Source organism: Promicromonospora sp. CA-289599 (assembly GCF_050936155.1).
GTDB lineage: Bacteria > Actinomycetota > Actinomycetes > Actinomycetales > Cellulomonadaceae > Promicromonospora.
Map to the genome: position 1 here is coordinate 2,488,862 of NZ_JBNJNI010000001.1, position 14,912 is coordinate 2,503,773.

The 14,912-nt window shown below is 71.3% G+C and carries 11 protein-coding genes; 3 read left to right on the plus strand and 8 right to left on the minus strand.

All coding sequences use genetic code 11. The features are described from left to right. Nucleotides 1-78 precede the first annotated feature (78 nt). Nucleotides 79-4,077, minus strand: a complete 3,999-nt coding sequence (locus ACQEVI_RS11070) for a TM0106 family RecB-like putative nuclease (RefSeq protein WP_432898232.1) — start codon at nt 4,075-4,077, stop codon at nt 79-81. Nucleotides 4,078-4,234: 157 nt separating this feature from the next. On the opposite strand from ACQEVI_RS11070, the gene ACQEVI_RS11075 reads away from it, so the two are divergent. Beyond that, nucleotides 4,235-5,437 carry an excalibur calcium-binding domain-containing protein gene (locus ACQEVI_RS11075; protein ID WP_432898235.1) on the plus strand — a complete coding sequence of 401 codons (1,203 nt, stop codon included), beginning with the start codon at nt 4,235-4,237 and terminating at the stop codon, nt 5,435-5,437. Nucleotides 5,438-5,598: 161 nt separating this feature from the next. On the opposite strand, the gene ACQEVI_RS11080 is transcribed toward ACQEVI_RS11075, so the two are convergent. From ACQEVI_RS11080 to ACQEVI_RS11095, 4 genes are all read right to left on the minus strand, one after another. Then, nucleotides 5,599-6,936, minus strand: coding sequence for a hypothetical protein (locus ACQEVI_RS11080; RefSeq protein ID WP_432898237.1), 1,338 nt, complete (start codon nt 6,934-6,936; stop codon nt 5,599-5,601). Nucleotides 6,937-6,938: 2 nt separating this feature from the next. Next, nucleotides 6,939-7,790 (minus strand): SigE family RNA polymerase sigma factor, encoded by an 852-nt coding sequence (locus ACQEVI_RS11085; RefSeq protein ID WP_432898240.1) that lies wholly within the window; start codon nt 7,788-7,790, stop codon nt 6,939-6,941. 90 nt (nt 7,791-7,880) lie between these two features. Beyond that, the gene (locus ACQEVI_RS11090) at nt 7,881-9,296 is read right to left on the minus strand and encodes a hypothetical protein (protein WP_432898243.1); all 1,416 of its coding nucleotides are present in this window, start codon (nt 9,294-9,296) and stop codon (nt 7,881-7,883) included. Continuing rightward, the gene (locus ACQEVI_RS11095) at nt 9,293-9,868 is read right to left on the minus strand and encodes a SigE family RNA polymerase sigma factor (RefSeq protein ID WP_432898246.1); all 576 of its coding nucleotides are present in this window, start codon (nt 9,866-9,868) and stop codon (nt 9,293-9,295) included. Before ACQEVI_RS11095 ends, ACQEVI_RS11090 begins: the two co-directional genes overlap by 4 nt. Nucleotides 9,869-10,070: 202 nt before the next feature. Here ACQEVI_RS11095 and ACQEVI_RS11100 point away from each other — a divergent pair, with 202 nt between their 5' ends. Both ACQEVI_RS11100 and ACQEVI_RS11105 read left to right on the plus strand, forming a co-directional pair. Next, complete coding sequence (locus ACQEVI_RS11100; RefSeq protein ID WP_432898249.1) at nt 10,071-10,793, plus strand: response regulator transcription factor; 723 nt, start codon at nt 10,071-10,073, stop codon at nt 10,791-10,793. Beyond that, nucleotides 10,790-11,833 (plus strand): sensor histidine kinase, encoded by a 1,044-nt coding sequence (locus ACQEVI_RS11105; RefSeq protein WP_432898252.1) that lies wholly within the window; start codon nt 10,790-10,792, stop codon nt 11,831-11,833. The genes ACQEVI_RS11100 and ACQEVI_RS11105 overlap by 4 nt, the downstream gene beginning before the upstream one ends. Before the next feature lie 61 nt (nt 11,834-11,894). Here ACQEVI_RS11105 and ACQEVI_RS11110 read toward each other — a convergent pair whose 3' ends face one another. From ACQEVI_RS11110 to ACQEVI_RS11120, 3 genes are read right to left on the minus strand one after another with little or no spacing between them, the layout of a single operon-like run. Beyond that, on the minus strand, nt 11,895-12,710 hold the full coding sequence (locus tag ACQEVI_RS11110; protein WP_432898254.1) for an amino acid ABC transporter ATP-binding protein: 816 nt from the start codon (nt 12,708-12,710) through the stop codon (nt 11,895-11,897). Continuing rightward, nucleotides 12,707-13,681, minus strand: coding sequence for an amino acid ABC transporter permease (locus ACQEVI_RS11115; RefSeq protein WP_432898257.1), 975 nt, complete (start codon nt 13,679-13,681; stop codon nt 12,707-12,709). The genes ACQEVI_RS11110 and ACQEVI_RS11115 overlap by 4 nt, the downstream gene beginning before the upstream one ends. Nucleotides 13,682-13,712: 31 nt before the next feature. After that, nucleotides 13,713-14,639, minus strand: coding sequence for an ABC transporter substrate-binding protein (locus tag ACQEVI_RS11120; protein WP_432898260.1), 927 nt, complete (start codon nt 14,637-14,639; stop codon nt 13,713-13,715). Between the last annotated feature and the right edge of the window lie 273 nt (nt 14,640-14,912).

The window sequence follows — 14,912 nt, forward strand, 5'->3', positions numbered from 1 at the left end:
CCGTTGGTCGAGCTTGCCGAGACCCCTGTAGGTCTCGGCAAGCTCGACCGGCGGGTCTTCGGTCTCGGCCGGCGGCGATCAGCCGCCGATGAGGCGCAGGAATCCGCCTAGCTCCATGAGGTGGCGGACACCGTCGGCCTCCAGGTCTCCCGGAAGGTAGTCGGTGAGCCGGGGCGACGAGATGACCACTGCCTGCCACTGCGCGCGCGAGACCGCGACGTTGATGCGGTTGCGCGACAACAGGAAGCCCATGCCCCGGGAGACGTCGTCGGGCGTCGAGGCGGCGAGCGTCAGGATCGCGACCGGCGCCTCACGCCCCTGGAACATGTCGACGGTTCCGACCGGCACGCCGTCGAGACCGGCGTCGCGCAACGCCTGGCGGACCAGGTGGACCTGCGCGTTGTATGCGGCGACCACCACCACGTCGTCTGCCCCGAGCGGGCGGGACTGCCCGCCGCCGCCCGGCGTCCACGTGCGCCCGACCACGTTCCGCACCTGGCGCACCACCTCGGCGGCCTCCTCGGGGGACGACGTCGAGTGCCCCTCGTGCACTACCGGGACGTGCAGCACTCCGGGGGTCACCCCGTCGAGCGATCGCGTGGTCGTGACCGGATGGGCCGAGAGGCGTCCGGCGTACGAGAGCTCGGACACCGCGGCGCAGACGTCTGGATGCATGCGCCACGACTCGGGCAGCAGGTAGCCGAGCCCGTCCGGGAGCACGGCGCTGCCGGCCGCGAGCCAGGCGAGTGCCGACTCGTCAACGGGTTCAGGGTGCTTGCCCTGGCTGACCTGCGGCAGCTGTTGCGGGTCGCCGAGCAGCAGGAGCCGCTGAGCGGACCGGCCGACGGCGATCGTGTCGGCGAGCGAGAACTGGCCGGCCTCGTCGATGACCAGCAGGTCGAGCCCTTCGTCGGGCCAGCGCTCGTGCGCGAAGTCCCATGCGGTGCCTCCCACCACGCAGCCGCCCGAGCTGTTCGCCGCGAAGTCCGCGAGCTGGGTGCTCGACAGCTCTACCCATGGCTGACCGCTGACCTGCTCGGCGCCCTTCGCCCGCTGTTTCTTCGCCACGAGCTCGGCGGGCACGTCCGCCTTCTCAACCACGGCGCTCAGCATGTTCTCGACCGCCGCATGCGACTGGGCCACCACGCCCACCCGCCAGCCGGCGCCCACCAGCTTGGCGATGACGTGCGAGCCGACATGGGTCTTGCCGGTGCCGGGCGGTCCCTGGACCGCGAGGTAGGAACGGTCGAGCCGCTCGACGGCCGCGTGCACCGCCGCCTCGAGATCGAGACCGCCGCCGAGACCACCGTCCCGTTCGTCGCCGAGCTCGGGCAGCGCCCCGCCGACCAGTCGCGGCTGCCGTCTGCGCAGCAGATCGACCGCGGCCCCGTCGGGCAGAATCCGACCCGTGTCCCACGAGGCGAGCGCTGCCCGGGCGGCTTCCTCTACCGCCCGCTCCTGCGCGTCGCGTGCGGGTCCGCACTGTGGCGCGAGAGCGACAGGCGCCTGTTCGTGCGGCTCCGCTCCCCCGGAGAGCCGCTCCCGCAGCACGACGACGTCGCGTCCCCGAGGCACGTCGCCCCGCTCACCAGGTTCCCGGACCTCCTGGATCACGCCGCCGGAATGCTCCCCGCGCACGGCCCGTGCCTCCAGCTCGCCGACGACGGCCGGCACCGGCTGGTCGTACAGCACGTGCACCGTGTTACCGACGCCGAGATCGGACCCGTCGACCCGCGAACCGTCGAGCATGCGCCCGACCAGCTCGATCTCCCGTGAGGGCAGCCGATCACGCCCCACGACCCCCCAGTCGCGCAGCACGGTCGAACGTTCCACGTGGAACGTCGACCTCCGGCCAGGCCATTCGTCGAGCGGAAGCTCAAGCCGCGCGTAGTGCTCCTGCCAGAACGGCTTGTCCTCCCGCTGGTAGTACCCGACGGCGGCCCCCAGCAACGCGAGCGCCTGCACCTCGAGCGACCGTTCCCCACGGTTCTCCCCCACGCGAGCCGATATCTCGGCGGCCAACGCCAGCCGCCGCTCCCGCCCCTCCCTCCGAGCCACCCCCCGAGCACTCTCCCCTCCACGCCCCGCCGACGCCCCCGCGACCCCCAAGGTCTCGCCAGGCTCGACCAACGGCACTCCCCCAGCCACCCCACCCGCACGCGGCCCGATCTCCCCACCCGACGCGGGCTCACCACCCCCGGAAGGTGAGTCGGCAACGAAGGCCGTGGGGAGCGAGAATGCGCGCGCGGATGTATTCCTTCCCGAAGTGGAGGGCCCCCTGGGGCCCGTGAACGCATCCGCGCGCGCATTCTCGCTCCCCACGGCCGCCCCAGCAGACCCAGCAGACCCACCAGCGACAGGACCACCCACGGAGGCCCGCGCACCCCCCAACCACTGGAGGAGCCGCAACGTAGACCGACAGTCGTACTCGTTGTAGTCCAGGATCCGCTGCTTCAGCTCCACAGCCCGCTCCGCCCCCTCAGCGGCCAGCTTCGCGTACTCCGCATACTCCGTGACCGAGGCGGTCGCACTGGTGACCCCCTCCCGCGCCGGGTCGTCCTGCATGTAGAGCGGTTCGAGCTTCTTGATCGACTTCGACCGGTTCGAGATGCGCAGGCACGACCGGACCACCGCGTAGAGGTCGACCAGCACACCGTCGCGCAGGAGCTGGTCCACCTCGTCCTCGTACACCCCGTGCCGTGCCGCGATCGACAGCAGATGCGTCTTCTCGTAGGCCGCGTAGTGGTAGACGTGCAGGTCAGGGTAGGTCTGTCGCCGTGCGTTGAGGTAGTCGACGAACTGGACCAGCGCAGCACGCTCGCCCGCCAGGTCGTCGGCCCAGAGGCCGTGGAACGGCGGGGTCCCGTCACCTGGACCGGGGCGTTCGACCCAACCGAACAGGTAGTCGAGCCCCATGGCGCGTGCCTGGTCGTCACCGGGCAGACGGGCCTCCTCCCACAGGGGGTCGCCCTCGAAGTCGAAGAACACGTCGCCCGCACTCGGTGGCGGAAGCCGGTCGATGGCCTCCGTCGCGGTGAGCTGCCAGCGAAGCCGTGCGTCGGGCCCGTCCGGATCCACACCGTCGGGCAGGTGGTCGAGCGCTACCGAGCCGTCGCCGTCGTCGAGCCCGAGCTGGAGGCGCGCCTGGGCGCGCAGGTTCTCGAAGCGAGCGGCAGCCATACCGTCGGGCGGCTCCTCGGTGGTCGCCAGGGCGTCGATGGTGGAGATCCCGGCCTCCGACAGCTTCGACCGCTGCACGCCATACACCCCGCCGACCAGCAGGACGTCGCGGGCCTGAGCGGCGGCCTCTGCGCAGTCGGGGCAGCTACGGAGCTTGCCGCAGGCCAGGTAGCGGCCGTCGTCCCAGGTCACCGGTGCGTCGTCGGCCACGTGGGTGTCCAGGACCTCGACAAGCCGGGTACGCCGCTTGCGGAAGACGGGCAGCAGGTCGGCCAGCCGGTGCGACGTCGTCTCCCCCGTCCCGAGCACGAGGTGGACCTCGTCGGTCGGGTCGATCCGCGCGTCCATGAGCTGGTCGGCGTACGCAGCGAGCTGGAGCAGTGCGCGCACCTTGGTGCGGCGCGCGAGCTTGGAGTCGTGCACCGCGTAGCGCGGATGAGGATGGCGCGGCTGAGGCGCCCCGCCCCTGTGCACCATCTCGCCGAGCGGGTCGCGTACCAGGAAGTCGGCGCGGCCATGGAACCGGCCGTCGAAGAACGAAGCCTGGTAGACGACGTCGGCGCCCTGTTCCATCGCGGCCAGCGTGCGCGCATGCGCCTCGATCAGCTCGTCACGGGCCATCCGCCGCGCGGCCGGGACCTCGAGGACACCGCCCGGGCGTCCGGCGTCGGCCGGGCCGAAGGTGCGGAGGTGACCGTCGAGGACCCGCCGTTCGTGGTCCTCACCGAGTGCCGCGGTGCGGGCGAGCATCTCGTCCTCCTCCCGCGGCCGGCGCGGGCTGCGACCCAGGAGCTCGTCAAGGCGTCTCAACAGGCGGAACTCGCACTCGCCGGCGATCACCAGGTCGCTTGCCGAGTGCACGAGAGTGCCCGCGTCGTCTCGCTCCAGGAGGAACATGCCCCCAGGTCTACCAGTGACCCCTGACACAAGCGCGCTAATGTCACCCTCGCAGGCGGTAGATATGTCCGGTTAGACCCCTAGTCGTGGCGCCTGGTTCTGGCGCCGAACCGCCTGGATGGCCGATAGTGGGGCCGACCGTATCGAAGGAGCAACCATGCCCGTGCGCTTCAACCCGCCTCCGGGTTGGCAGGTGCCCCCGGGATTCCGGCCCGATTCCGCCTGGGCTCCCGACCCGTCGTGGCCACCGGCCCCGCCCGGTTGGAACTACTGGGTCGACCGACCCGATGCCCCGCAGCCCGCCGCCGAGACCCGCGTAGCAGCACCACCCGCACCACCTGGACCACCCGCGCCCCCGGCCTCCTCCGGCCCGACCCCACCCGCCGTCGTCCCGGCGGGCGCCGGCGGCGACACGATGACCGTCGCGATCCAGGTGGTCGGTGCCCCGCCGGCCCGCCCGGCGTCAGCCGTGCCGTCCGCGGCCGGCATGTCGGCCGCCGAGGCGATGGGCTCGACCATGACGATGGCGCCGATCAGCGCTCCCCCGGCCGCGCCTCGCCCCGGCTCCGGCCCGCAGCCGGTCTACCCGCCGCATCCCGGGACGGCGCCACCGCCACCACCCCCGGAGGGGCCGAAGAAGGGCCCGACGACCGGCGTGCTCGCCGCGCTCAAGGGTCTGGGCGGCAAGGGTTCCGTCGCGGCCGCCGGCCCGTCGGCGCCCCCGTCCCGACCGGGCCCCGGCCCGCTGAGCATCGACGACGCGAACCGCACCGGACCCGGCGGACCGGTGACGTCCGCGCCCGTCGCGGTCGCACCCGTGTCCGCAGGACCCCACCCCGGCGGGCCACGTCGAGGTCCGCGTCCGCCAGGAGTCGGCATCATGATCGCCGTCGCCGTGGCCGGTATCGCACTCGGCGTGATCATCGGCGTGATCGTCACCGCCGGCCAGCAGGCCGACGCGAACCAGGCGATCGCCGACGCCCAGAACGTCCGCTCGGAGATGGAGGCGAACCAGGCCGAGATCGAGGAGCAGCGCGCCCAGGTCGACAAGCAGCGCGACGAGGTGGCGGAGCGCGAGCAGGCGCTGGGCGAGCGTGAGGCGCAGCTCAAGGAGCGCGAGAAGGCGCTCGAGCAGCAACAGCAGCAACAGGAGCAGCAACAGCAAGAGCAGGAACAGCAGCAGGAAGAGCAGGACAACGACGGCAACGGAAACGGTGGCGGAGGCCCGGGCACCGTCTTCTACTGGAACTGCGACGCGGTTCGCGCGGCCGGCGCCGCCCCGCTCCAGAACGGGCAGCCGGGCTACATGCCCCACCTCGACGGCAACGGCAACGGCACGGCCTGCGAGGAGGGCGAGTAGGCCGGACGAAGCCAGATAGCGGCCGGCCGGAACCGGCCGGAGACGTGGCCGCACGGAAGAAGCATGGAACGGGCCGAGGCAGATCCCCAGACTCTGCCTCGGCCCGCTCGTGTGTTCCCGGTCCACGCCATCTCCCCAGACGAGACGCGGACCGGGAAGTCCTAACCCCCGAAGAGTCCCTCCAGGAGTGCGCCGAGGCCGAGGGGATCCTCGTCCTCGGGAGCTGGTGTCGGCTCCTTGCTCGGAGCCGGGCTCGGCGTCACGCCGCCGGGCGGCGGAGCCTCGCTCGTCGAGGCGACCTGCAGCGCCTCGCTCATGTCGATCAGGCACAGCCGCCAGGCGTCGGCGTCCACGCCCTTCGGCGCCTGACCGAACGACTTGCCGGTGAGCCGCGGCGGCGCCGCCCACTCCTTGCCGGTGCGCTGCGCGACGCAGGTCTCCATCGCGGGCACCTCGTTCGCCGCGGCGTCCTCGGTCAGCATCGGGACGAGCCGGGCGACCATCGGCGCGGGCTCGGCGGCCTTGGGCGTCTTCACGGACTCGCCCGCCACGTCGTGGATGACCGCGCACTCGGGCGACGTGCTGTGGCACCAGGATGCGCTCCACGTGTCCTGGTTCGAGTAGACGAACCCGCGTGGCTCCGCCGTCGAACGGTCGACCTGCAGGACCCGCATCCACACGCTGCCGTCGCCGAGCACGTCGAACGGCGTGACCCGGAGCGACGTGCCCGCCTCTGGCGCACCCGAGGCCGCGTCGTCGGGCTCCGGTGCCGCGGGCGCCCCCTGCGCGCCCGCGGCACCACCGGTCACAGGGTCGTCGAAGACCAGGAACTGGTCCCCTTCCACCGCGCCCGAGAAGCCGAACACGAGCGCCGGTCCGCCGTCGGACGGCAGGATCATCGCGTCGGACGTGACGCCTCGCCACAGCAGGGTCCCCCCGAGGTTCCCCGCACGGAGGTTCTGGAGGGCGGTGTCACCACCGGCGAGCAGCTCCAGGTCGGTGGCGCTGTGGTGCCCGTCGATCTTCGCCAGGGTCACCACCGCGAGATAGCGGTCGCCGCCCCCGGCGTCCAGGCCGAGGTCGAGCACCACGGTGTCCCTGTCGACGGGGTAGGTCGCGGGATCCGCCACCGTGCGCACGCCAGGCGCGAGGTAGGCGAGCCTGGCCTCCGGATCCGGGAGGTCGGTGGGCGACGGCGCAGGCGGGTCGACCATCACCTCGCCCTCGGCCGTCGGTCCGGCACTGCTGGGCGCCACCTCGACCGGCGCGCTGCTCCAGAAACCCGGGATGCCAGGGAGCGCGCCGGCGGCTCCCGCACCCACCGTGGCGAGCGCGAGCGTCGACGCCAGCGTCACGCTCGCACGCCGGGTGGCCTGCTTACGCCGACTCGACCGCAGGACGCTGTTCAGGTCCAGCGTCGACGCGGGTACCGCAGCGTGCGCCGACTCGCGGACCCGTGCGACGAAGTCGTCGTCGGGGGCGCCGTGGGAGGAGTTCATGTTCATCGGGTTCCGCCCAGTGAATCGACGTCGAGGATCGAGCGCAGGTGGGCGAGGCCGCGCGAGGCGGTGGACTTCACGGTGCCGAGAGGTATGCCGAGCTCGCTCGACACCTCGGACTCCGACAGGTCCAGCAGATGACGCAGCACCACTACACGGCGCTGCTTCAGGGGTAGGCGCAGGAGGGCGCGCACAACGGCGTCGCGGTCGTCCACCGTGCGCGTGGGCATCCGGGCGGCCGCCCGGGCGACGCGGACGTCGTCCTGGGGCAGGTCGTCGGGACCGGTCAGTACCTCGCGCCGGGTGCGGCGCCAGGCGTCGATACGCAGGTTGGCCAGGACCCGCCGGGCATAGACCAGCGGGTCACCCGCCCTGGCCTTGTGCCAGTGCCGGTAGCACCGCTCGAAGGTCTGCTGGGTGAGCTCCTCCGCGCGGTGCGCATCACCGCTCAGGAGGAAGGCCATCCGGTGGAGGGGATCTCTGGCCTCTCGCATGAACGCGGTGAACTCTTCGTTCTTCGAGATCTGTGCGTTCCTGCGCGCGTGAGTGGCCGTAGGCCGGTCTGTCCGCACGGGCAGCGAGGCTACGTCATCGACGTCCGCCGCCCCACCTCGGACCACCGTGAGCGGCCGGGTAGCCGGGACCGTATCGGTCCTCGCGGTATCGGCCTGCACGGGGGCAACGCCCGACGCCGGGTCCGGCGTCGTCGTGGATAGGGAGTCTGGGGTGTTCTGCTCGGTGGTCACGGTCTCCAGGTCGTCCGCAGAGCTGGAGTCGGCGCGCACGACGCGCAGGGTCACGGGCTTGGGGACCCGGGACTCTGGCGCCAGTGCGCGCGGACTCGTGACTGTCACGAACGGAACACGGGCCGGCGACGCCGAAGGTTCCATCCAGGTCCACGATTTTTTTCCGAGCCTGGGCACGAGCCCGCGCGCACTGCGCCGTCACCGCCGGAAGTCGAGCGTCCCCAGGAAGGTGTGGAGATCCTGCCAACCTTGCTTGCCACCGTCGAAGTCGACCACCAGGAACAGGTTCTCGCCCTGGCCCTCCTGGTGGAGGTAGATGCTCGCCGAGTAGTAGTCGGGCTCACCGTCCACGTTGTTGAGCGTCAGCTGGACCTCGGCGTAGTCGGCACCGGGCACGTCGATCAGCTGTGACTCGGGCGCCGACATCGTCTGGCTCCACCAGTTGCCACCGGGCTTGCCGCCCTGGACGTAGACCCGTTCGAACGAGGTCATCTCCTCGGCCGCTCGCGCCTTCTCCTCCTCGGTGGCGTCCGTCCACAGCTCGAGCGTCGCGGCGTCGATGCCCGGTTCGACATGCGTGACGGTCGTTCCCGTCCACTCGACGCCCGGCGAGAACTGGCCCTCGGTCGGCTCGGACGTCCAGCCCTCCGGCACGCCGAACGTCAGGTCGTTGTGCTCGGTCTTCTGCCAGCCGGCGGGGATGCCCCGCTCGATCTTCGCCAGAGTCGGGTGCTCGAACTGCGGTTTGTACCAGTCGGGCTCACCCGCGTCCTTGAGCCAGAGGTTGCCGACGAAGTTCCGCAGCATGGTGTCGCCTGCCGCATCTGCGGAGAAGCGGGTCTCGATGATCCAGCCCTCGGCGCCACTGCGGATCCGGATCGTCGCGGGGCGGACCTTCCCGTCCCTGCGGTGCTGCTCGATGACGACAAGATCGGCACCCTCGATGTCCAGGGTCGTGGCGCCGGAGTCCTTCGCCGGCACCGTCCAGTCCGCGACGTCGGTGACGTTCCGCAGCTCGAGCGTCGCGTCCAGGTCGTCGATGCTCATGTCGAGCGGGTCCGGGTCGAAGCTCGTCGCCATCGGATGTTCGGGTTCGAGGAACCCGGCCACGCCGCCCGCATTGACATCGCCGACCGCGTACCAGCCGCCCGGCGGGACCTCGTACCAGAGGCCACCGAGGATGTAGGGGTGGTGCCCGTCGCCCTCGACCACCCCGCGCTCGACCGCGGGCAGCACCGGCAGCGTCCCGCCGCCGGTCTCCAGGTACTCCGTGGGCGCGGCGTCCGGCTCACCGCTCGGGCTCGGCGAAGGGCTCGCGCTGGCCGGCGGCTCACTCGCCCGAGTCGACTCGGCGGTCGTCTTGACCGTGCCGGGCAAGGGCTGCTGGTCGGCGTAGATCGCGCCGACCGCACCGATGCCCGCGCCGGTGAGCGCGAGCGCGGCCACGCTCGCCGTCGCCGCGACCACCATCCGGCGTCGACGGACGTTCCGCACCGCACGCACGGCCATGGTCGTCGGGTCCAGCGAGGTGGGCGGCTCGATGGTCGAGCCGGCCGCGCGGAGACCGGCCATCATCGCTGCGTCCTGCTTCGAGTGGATGTCGTGCACGTTCATGATCGGCTCCCTTCGCCGTCGGACACCACGAGGGTGCGCAGCCGCGCCAGGGCGCGTGAGGCGGTGGACTTGACCGTGCCGGTGGAGACGCCCAGCTCGGCCGCGGTGTCGGACTCGGAACGGTCCAGGAGGTAGCGCAGGACCACCACCCTGCGCTGCTTGACCGACAGTGACATCAACGCACGGACGAGACGGTCACGCTCGGCCAGCTGGGCGTCCGACGCCGGGGCGCTCCGCACCCGGGTGCTGCTCGTCGGGTCGTCGGTGAGCACCTCGCGACGGGTGCGACGCCAGGTGTCGATGCGCGCGGTGGCCAGCACGCGGCGCGCATAGGCGAACGGGTCGCCGTCGCCCACCTTCTTCCAGGCCTTGAACGTCCGCTCGAGGGCGAGCTGCACGAGGTCCTGCGCGCGGTGCTGGTCACCGCAGAGCAGGTAGGCGATCCGGTACAGCGCGGGAGTGTTGGCCTGCGCGAAAGCCGTGAAGTCCGCGACGGGGTCCACACCGCTCCGGACGACGACCATCTCGCCTGTGCTCGGCTGCACCCCAGGACTCACCGCTACCTCGCTCATCCCGAGCACCGCCCGGAGCCATGTCCGGGAACCTGCCCCGGCACTGGTCTGCGGCGCCCTGCGCGTCGCTTCGTCTGCGTCATGCACCATAGACGCAGGCGGGGACGGTTGGGGTTGCGCCCTTTCGAAACGGGTTCTTACGAGTTCCTCACCACGTCGCCGGAACGCGGGTCCTCGCGACGACCGACCGTACCCTTCAGAAGTGGCCCGAGTTCTCGTGATCGACGACGACGCCACCGTCGCGCAGGTGGTCGTCGCCTACCTCGAACGCGCCGGTGTCGTGGCCGAGCACGCCGCCGACGGCCCGGCCGCGCTGGCGGCCGCCGCCCGGAACCCGCCCGACGCCGTGGTGCTCGACCTGATGCTGCCGGGCATCGACGGCCTGGAGGTGTGCAGACGCCTGCGTGCCGCCCGCGCCGACCTGCCGGTGCTCATGCTGACGGCGCGGAGCGAGGAGGAGGACCGGGTGCTCGGCCTCGAGACGGGTGCCGACGACTACGTGGTCAAGCCCTTCAGCCCACGCGAGCTGGTGCTGCGGGTGCAGTCGCTGCTCCGGCGCGCGGGGGTCGCCGTCGCGCCCGCCCGGGAGGCGCCCAGCACGCTGTGCGACGGCGATCTGCGCCTCGACCCGGCCGCACACCGCGTCCTCCGCTCCGGGGTCGAGCTGCAGCTGACCGCGCGCGAGTTCGAGCTGCTGCGCTGGTTCCTCACCCACCCGGGTCAGGTGCACGGCCGGGAGGCGCTCATGCGGGGTGTCTGGGGCTGGGAATACGGCGACCGGTCCACCGTGACGGTCCACGTGCGCCGGCTGCGCGAGAAGGTGGAGGCCGATCCGTCCAGGCCGACGCGCCTCGTGACGGTGTTCGGCGTCGGCTACCGGTGGGACGCCACGCCACCCGCTGCCGGACGGGCGGACGGCGCGTGAACGACCTCGAGGGCGTCGTCCTGTCCGTCGCAGTGGCCGCGGTGGTCGGCGCGCTGGGTGCCGTCGCGCTGTTCACCCTGGCCCGTCGCCGGGTGGGGCTCGCGGCGACCCTCGCGCCGCTCGTGGTCGTGGGATCCGTGGCAGCGGGTGTCTACGCGAGTGCCCGGGCGATGTTCCTGTCCGACGTCGACTCGACGACCGTCCTGCTGCTCCTGCTCGCGACGGTGCCGGTGGCGCTCGGCGTCGGCCTGGTGCTGACGGTGCGGATCCGCAGGGTCACCACCGAGGCGGCCGCCGAGAAGGCGGCCCGCGAGCGCGACCGCGAGATCGAGGTACGCCGCCGGGAGATGGTGTCCTGGGTGTCGCACGACCTGCGCACACCCCTTGCGGCGGTGCGGGCACTGGCGGAGGCGCTGGAGGACGGCGTCGGCCCGGTGGACGAGCACGTGCCCCGGATCCTCGCCGAGAACCGGCGGATGGCCGCGATGGTCGACGACCTGCTCGCCCTCTCCCGACTCCAGTCCCCCACGGCGACGCTGCGGCGCGAGCCGGTCGCCGTCGCCGACCTGGCCTCCGACGCGATAGCGGCCGCCCAGCCCCTTGCCGACTCCGGCGGAGTGCAGCTGGCATGGGACGTCACCGACCCGGTGGTGACGTCGCTCGACGCTCAGCAGGTCGGGCGCGCGCTGGAGAACCTGCTGGTGAACGCGATCCGGCACACGGGACCGGGCGGCACCGTCCGGGTGTCCGTGGCGTGCGCGGGGACCGCGGCGGGCGGTGCGGAGGCGTCGGGCACCGTGACGATCACCGTCGAGGACGAGTGCGGCGGCATCCCGGAGGCAGACCTCGATCGTGTCTTCGAGGCGGGCTGGCGCGGCTCGGGGGCACGCACCCCGGAACGGGAGAACGTGCCGGGAGGCGGCGCGGGCCTCGGCCTCTCCATCGTTCGAGGAGTGGCCGAGGCCCACGGAGGCACGGCGTCGGCCACCAACACGCGTGGAGGCTGCCGCTTCACCCTCCACCTCCCCACCGCTCGCTGAGTGCTGGATATTCGCCCTCGAAAGCGCGTTTCCAGGGCGAATACCCAGCACTCAACGGTGGTCAGAGGACGTGGGAGAGGAAGTCTTGCGTGCGGGCTTCCTTCGGAGCGTCCAGGACCTCCGCCGGCGGGCCTGCCTCGACGATCACGCCCTCGTCCATGAAGACGACGTGGTCGGCCACCTCACGGGCGAACCCGATCTCGTGCGTCACCACGATCATCGTCATGCCGGACTTCGCCAGGTCCTGCATCACCGACAGCACCTCGCCCACCAGCTCGGGGTCGAGGGCCGACGTCGGCTCGTCGAACAGCATGAGCTCCGGATCCATCGCGAGCGCCCGGGCGATGGCGACCCGCTGCTGCTGGCCGCCGGACAGCTGGGCCGGGTAGTGCTCCATCCGGTCGGACAGCCCCACGCGCTCGATGAGCTCGAGCGCGCGCTGCTTCGCCGCCTTCTTCGACATCCCCCGCACCTGCACCGGCGCTTCCATGATGTTCTCGAGCGCCGTCATGTGCGGGAACAGGTGGAACCGCTGGAAGACCATCCCGATGCGCGAGCGCTGCTTCGCGACCGCCTTCGGGTGCAGCCTGTGGAGGGTCCCCTTGGCGTCCTTGCGGTAGCCCATGAGGTCCCCGCCGACGACGACGGAGCCGCCGGTGATCTCCTCCAGCTCGTTGATGCAGCGCAGGAGGGTGGACTTGCCGGACCCGGACGGGCCGAGGATCACCGTGACCTCGCCCCGCGCGACGTCGAGGTCGACGCCCTTCAGGACGTGCACGGCGTCCTGGCCGTGGCCGAACACCTTGTGCACTGCACGTACGGAGACCATGTCCGTGGTGTCCGCCGGAGCGGCCGCGGAGTCGGCGACGACGCTCATGGCGTGACCTCCTTCGTGATGTCTACTTTCACGGTCCCGGCAGCCGCGATGGCGGCCTGCCGGCCACCCGGGCCCTTGCCGCGCCCGCGCCGCCCGGTAGCGGTGCCGAACCCGCGCCCGTAGTACTGCTCCAGGTAGTGCTGGCCCACCATCAGGATCGAGGTGATGAGCAGGTACCAGAGCGCGGCGATGACCAGGAACGGGATGGTCAGGAACTGCCGGTTGCCCATGGCGGAGGTCGCGTACGTCAGCTCAAGGGTGAGCGGGACGGCGACCACCAGCGAGGTGGTCTTCAGCATGGAGATGGTCTCGTTGCCCGTCGGGGGCACGATCACGCGCATGGCCTGCGGCAGGATCACACGGCGCATGATCTTGCCGTCCTTCATCCCGAGCGCCTTGGCGGCCTCGGCCTGGCCCGGGTCCACGGAGGTCAGGCCAGCACGCATGATCTCGGCGAGATACGCCGACTCGTTGAACGCGAGGCCGAACAGCGCCAGCCAGAACACGGTGAGGACGTCCTCGGTGCGGAACGAGAAGAACTCCGGACCGAACGGGATACCCAGCGAGAGCCGCGGGTAGAGCACCGCCAGCAGGCCCCAGAAGATCAGTTGCGTGTAGATCGGCGTGCCGCGGAAGAACCAGATCCAGAGCCAGCTCACCCAGCGCATCACCGGGTTGTCCGACCGGCGCATCATCGCGAGCGTCACCGCCAGCACCACGGCGACGGCCATGGAACCGAACGTGAGGATCAGCGTCCACATGACGCTGCGGACGACGAGGGTGTCACGCAGGTAGAGCCAGACCACGTCCCAGCGGAAGTTGTCGTTCGTGATCAGCGCGTTGGCCGCCATGGCGGCCAGCACCAGCACGATCGCCGCCGCGACGAAACGGCCGGGTCGCGGCACCGGTCGCGCACGGATCCGGTTGGGCACCGGGTCGTGACCCGATCCCTGAGTCTTGCTGGAGCTCATCTCGCCCCTCTTCTCTGTCCGCGGGCGCTGGTCACTCGGCAGGGTTGAGCTCGGCCTCGTCCACGACGACGCCCTCGCTGCCCCAGCCGGCGAAGATCTCCTCGAGCGTGCCGTCGTCGATGAGCTTCTGCAGCGCGGCCTGCACGGCCTCGGTCAGCTCCTCGTCGTCCTGCGCGACGACGATGCCGTACGGCGCCGCGTCGTTGATCTCGCCGATCGTCTCGACCTCACCGGACGTCTGCTCGACGGCGTAGGCCGTGATCGGCGAGTCGGCGTACATGGCCTGGAGCTTGCCACCCACGAGGTTGGTGGTGACGTCGGCCTGCGACTCGTAGCGGACGACGTCGACGGGCTCCTCGCCCTCGTCCTCGCAGTCCTTGGCGGCCTCGGTGAGCTCCTCGTCCTGGATGGTCGAGGTCTGCACGCCGACGGTGCTGCCGCACAGGTTCTCGGGGTCGAAGCCATCGGGGTTGTCCGCGGCGACGCCGAACTGCGAGCCGGCGACGGCGTAGCTGATCATGTTGGCCGCGGCGGTGCGCTCGTCGGTGATGGTGAACGCCGAGATGCCCACGTCGTACTTGGAGCCGATGGCGGGGATGATCCCGTCGAAGGCCGCCGTCTGGACGTCGGCCTCCAGGCCGAGCACCGCGGCGACGGCGTTCACCGTGTCGATGTCGAACCCGACAGGCGTCTCGCCGTCGACGTCGATGAACTCTGCCGGCGCGTACGCCGTGTCGGAGCCGACGGACAGCGTGCCCTTGTCGGCGATCTCCTGCGGGAGCATCGCGGCGATCTCCGCGTCGGCCTCGATGGCCGACGGGTCGAACGATGCCTCGGCGCTGGCCTCGTCGGTCGCGGTGCCACCAGCGGGCTGCTGTGACGCGTCGGTGCACGCGGTGAGGACGAGGGCGGCAGCGGTAAGTGCCGTGGCAGCAGTGAAGGCGGGAAGCCTGCGCATCAGGGGTCTCCTGGGTCGGATCGTTGGTGTGTCACGAGGCGCTACGACCCGGCAGATCTCCGTCATCAGGGGAGCAGAGGACCCGACGGCGCGCTGGGCGCCTCGTGTGCGAGTCTCACCTAACCGTGACGCCCTCCTGGCGTAAACCCGGAGGATCGAGACTGATGTCACATTGTGATGTTTTGCGCGTCTCGTTAACATTTTGTCCACGTCTATGTGGTCTGGCCTGCGCAAACACCCCGGCAAGCCGGCCGCTGGCCGACTTGCCGGGAG

Coding starts and splice junctions, on each gene's coding strand:
- ACQEVI_RS11070 (WP_432898232.1), bottom strand. CDS start 4,077: ATGTTCCTCCTGGAGCGAGACGACGCGGGCACTCTCGTGCACTCGGCA.
- ACQEVI_RS11075 (WP_432898235.1), top strand. CDS start 4,235: ATGCCCGTGCGCTTCAACCCGCCTCCGGGTTGGCAGGTGCCCCCGGGA.
- ACQEVI_RS11080 (WP_432898237.1), bottom strand. CDS start 6,936: ATGAACTCCTCCCACGGCGCCCCCGACGACGACTTCGTCGCACGGGTC.
- ACQEVI_RS11090 (WP_432898243.1), bottom strand. CDS start 9,296: ATGAACGTGCACGACATCCACTCGAAGCAGGACGCAGCGATGATGGCC.
- ACQEVI_RS11095 (WP_432898246.1), bottom strand. CDS start 9,868: ATGAGCGAGGTAGCGGTGAGTCCTGGGGTGCAGCCGAGCACAGGCGAG.
- ACQEVI_RS11110 (WP_432898254.1), bottom strand. CDS start 12,710: ATGAGCGTCGTCGCCGACTCCGCGGCCGCTCCGGCGGACACCACGGAC.
- ACQEVI_RS11115 (WP_432898257.1), bottom strand. CDS start 13,681: ATGAGCTCCAGCAAGACTCAGGGATCGGGTCACGACCCGGTGCCCAAC.
- ACQEVI_RS11120 (WP_432898260.1), bottom strand. CDS start 14,639: ATGCGCAGGCTTCCCGCCTTCACTGCTGCCACGGCACTTACCGCTGCC.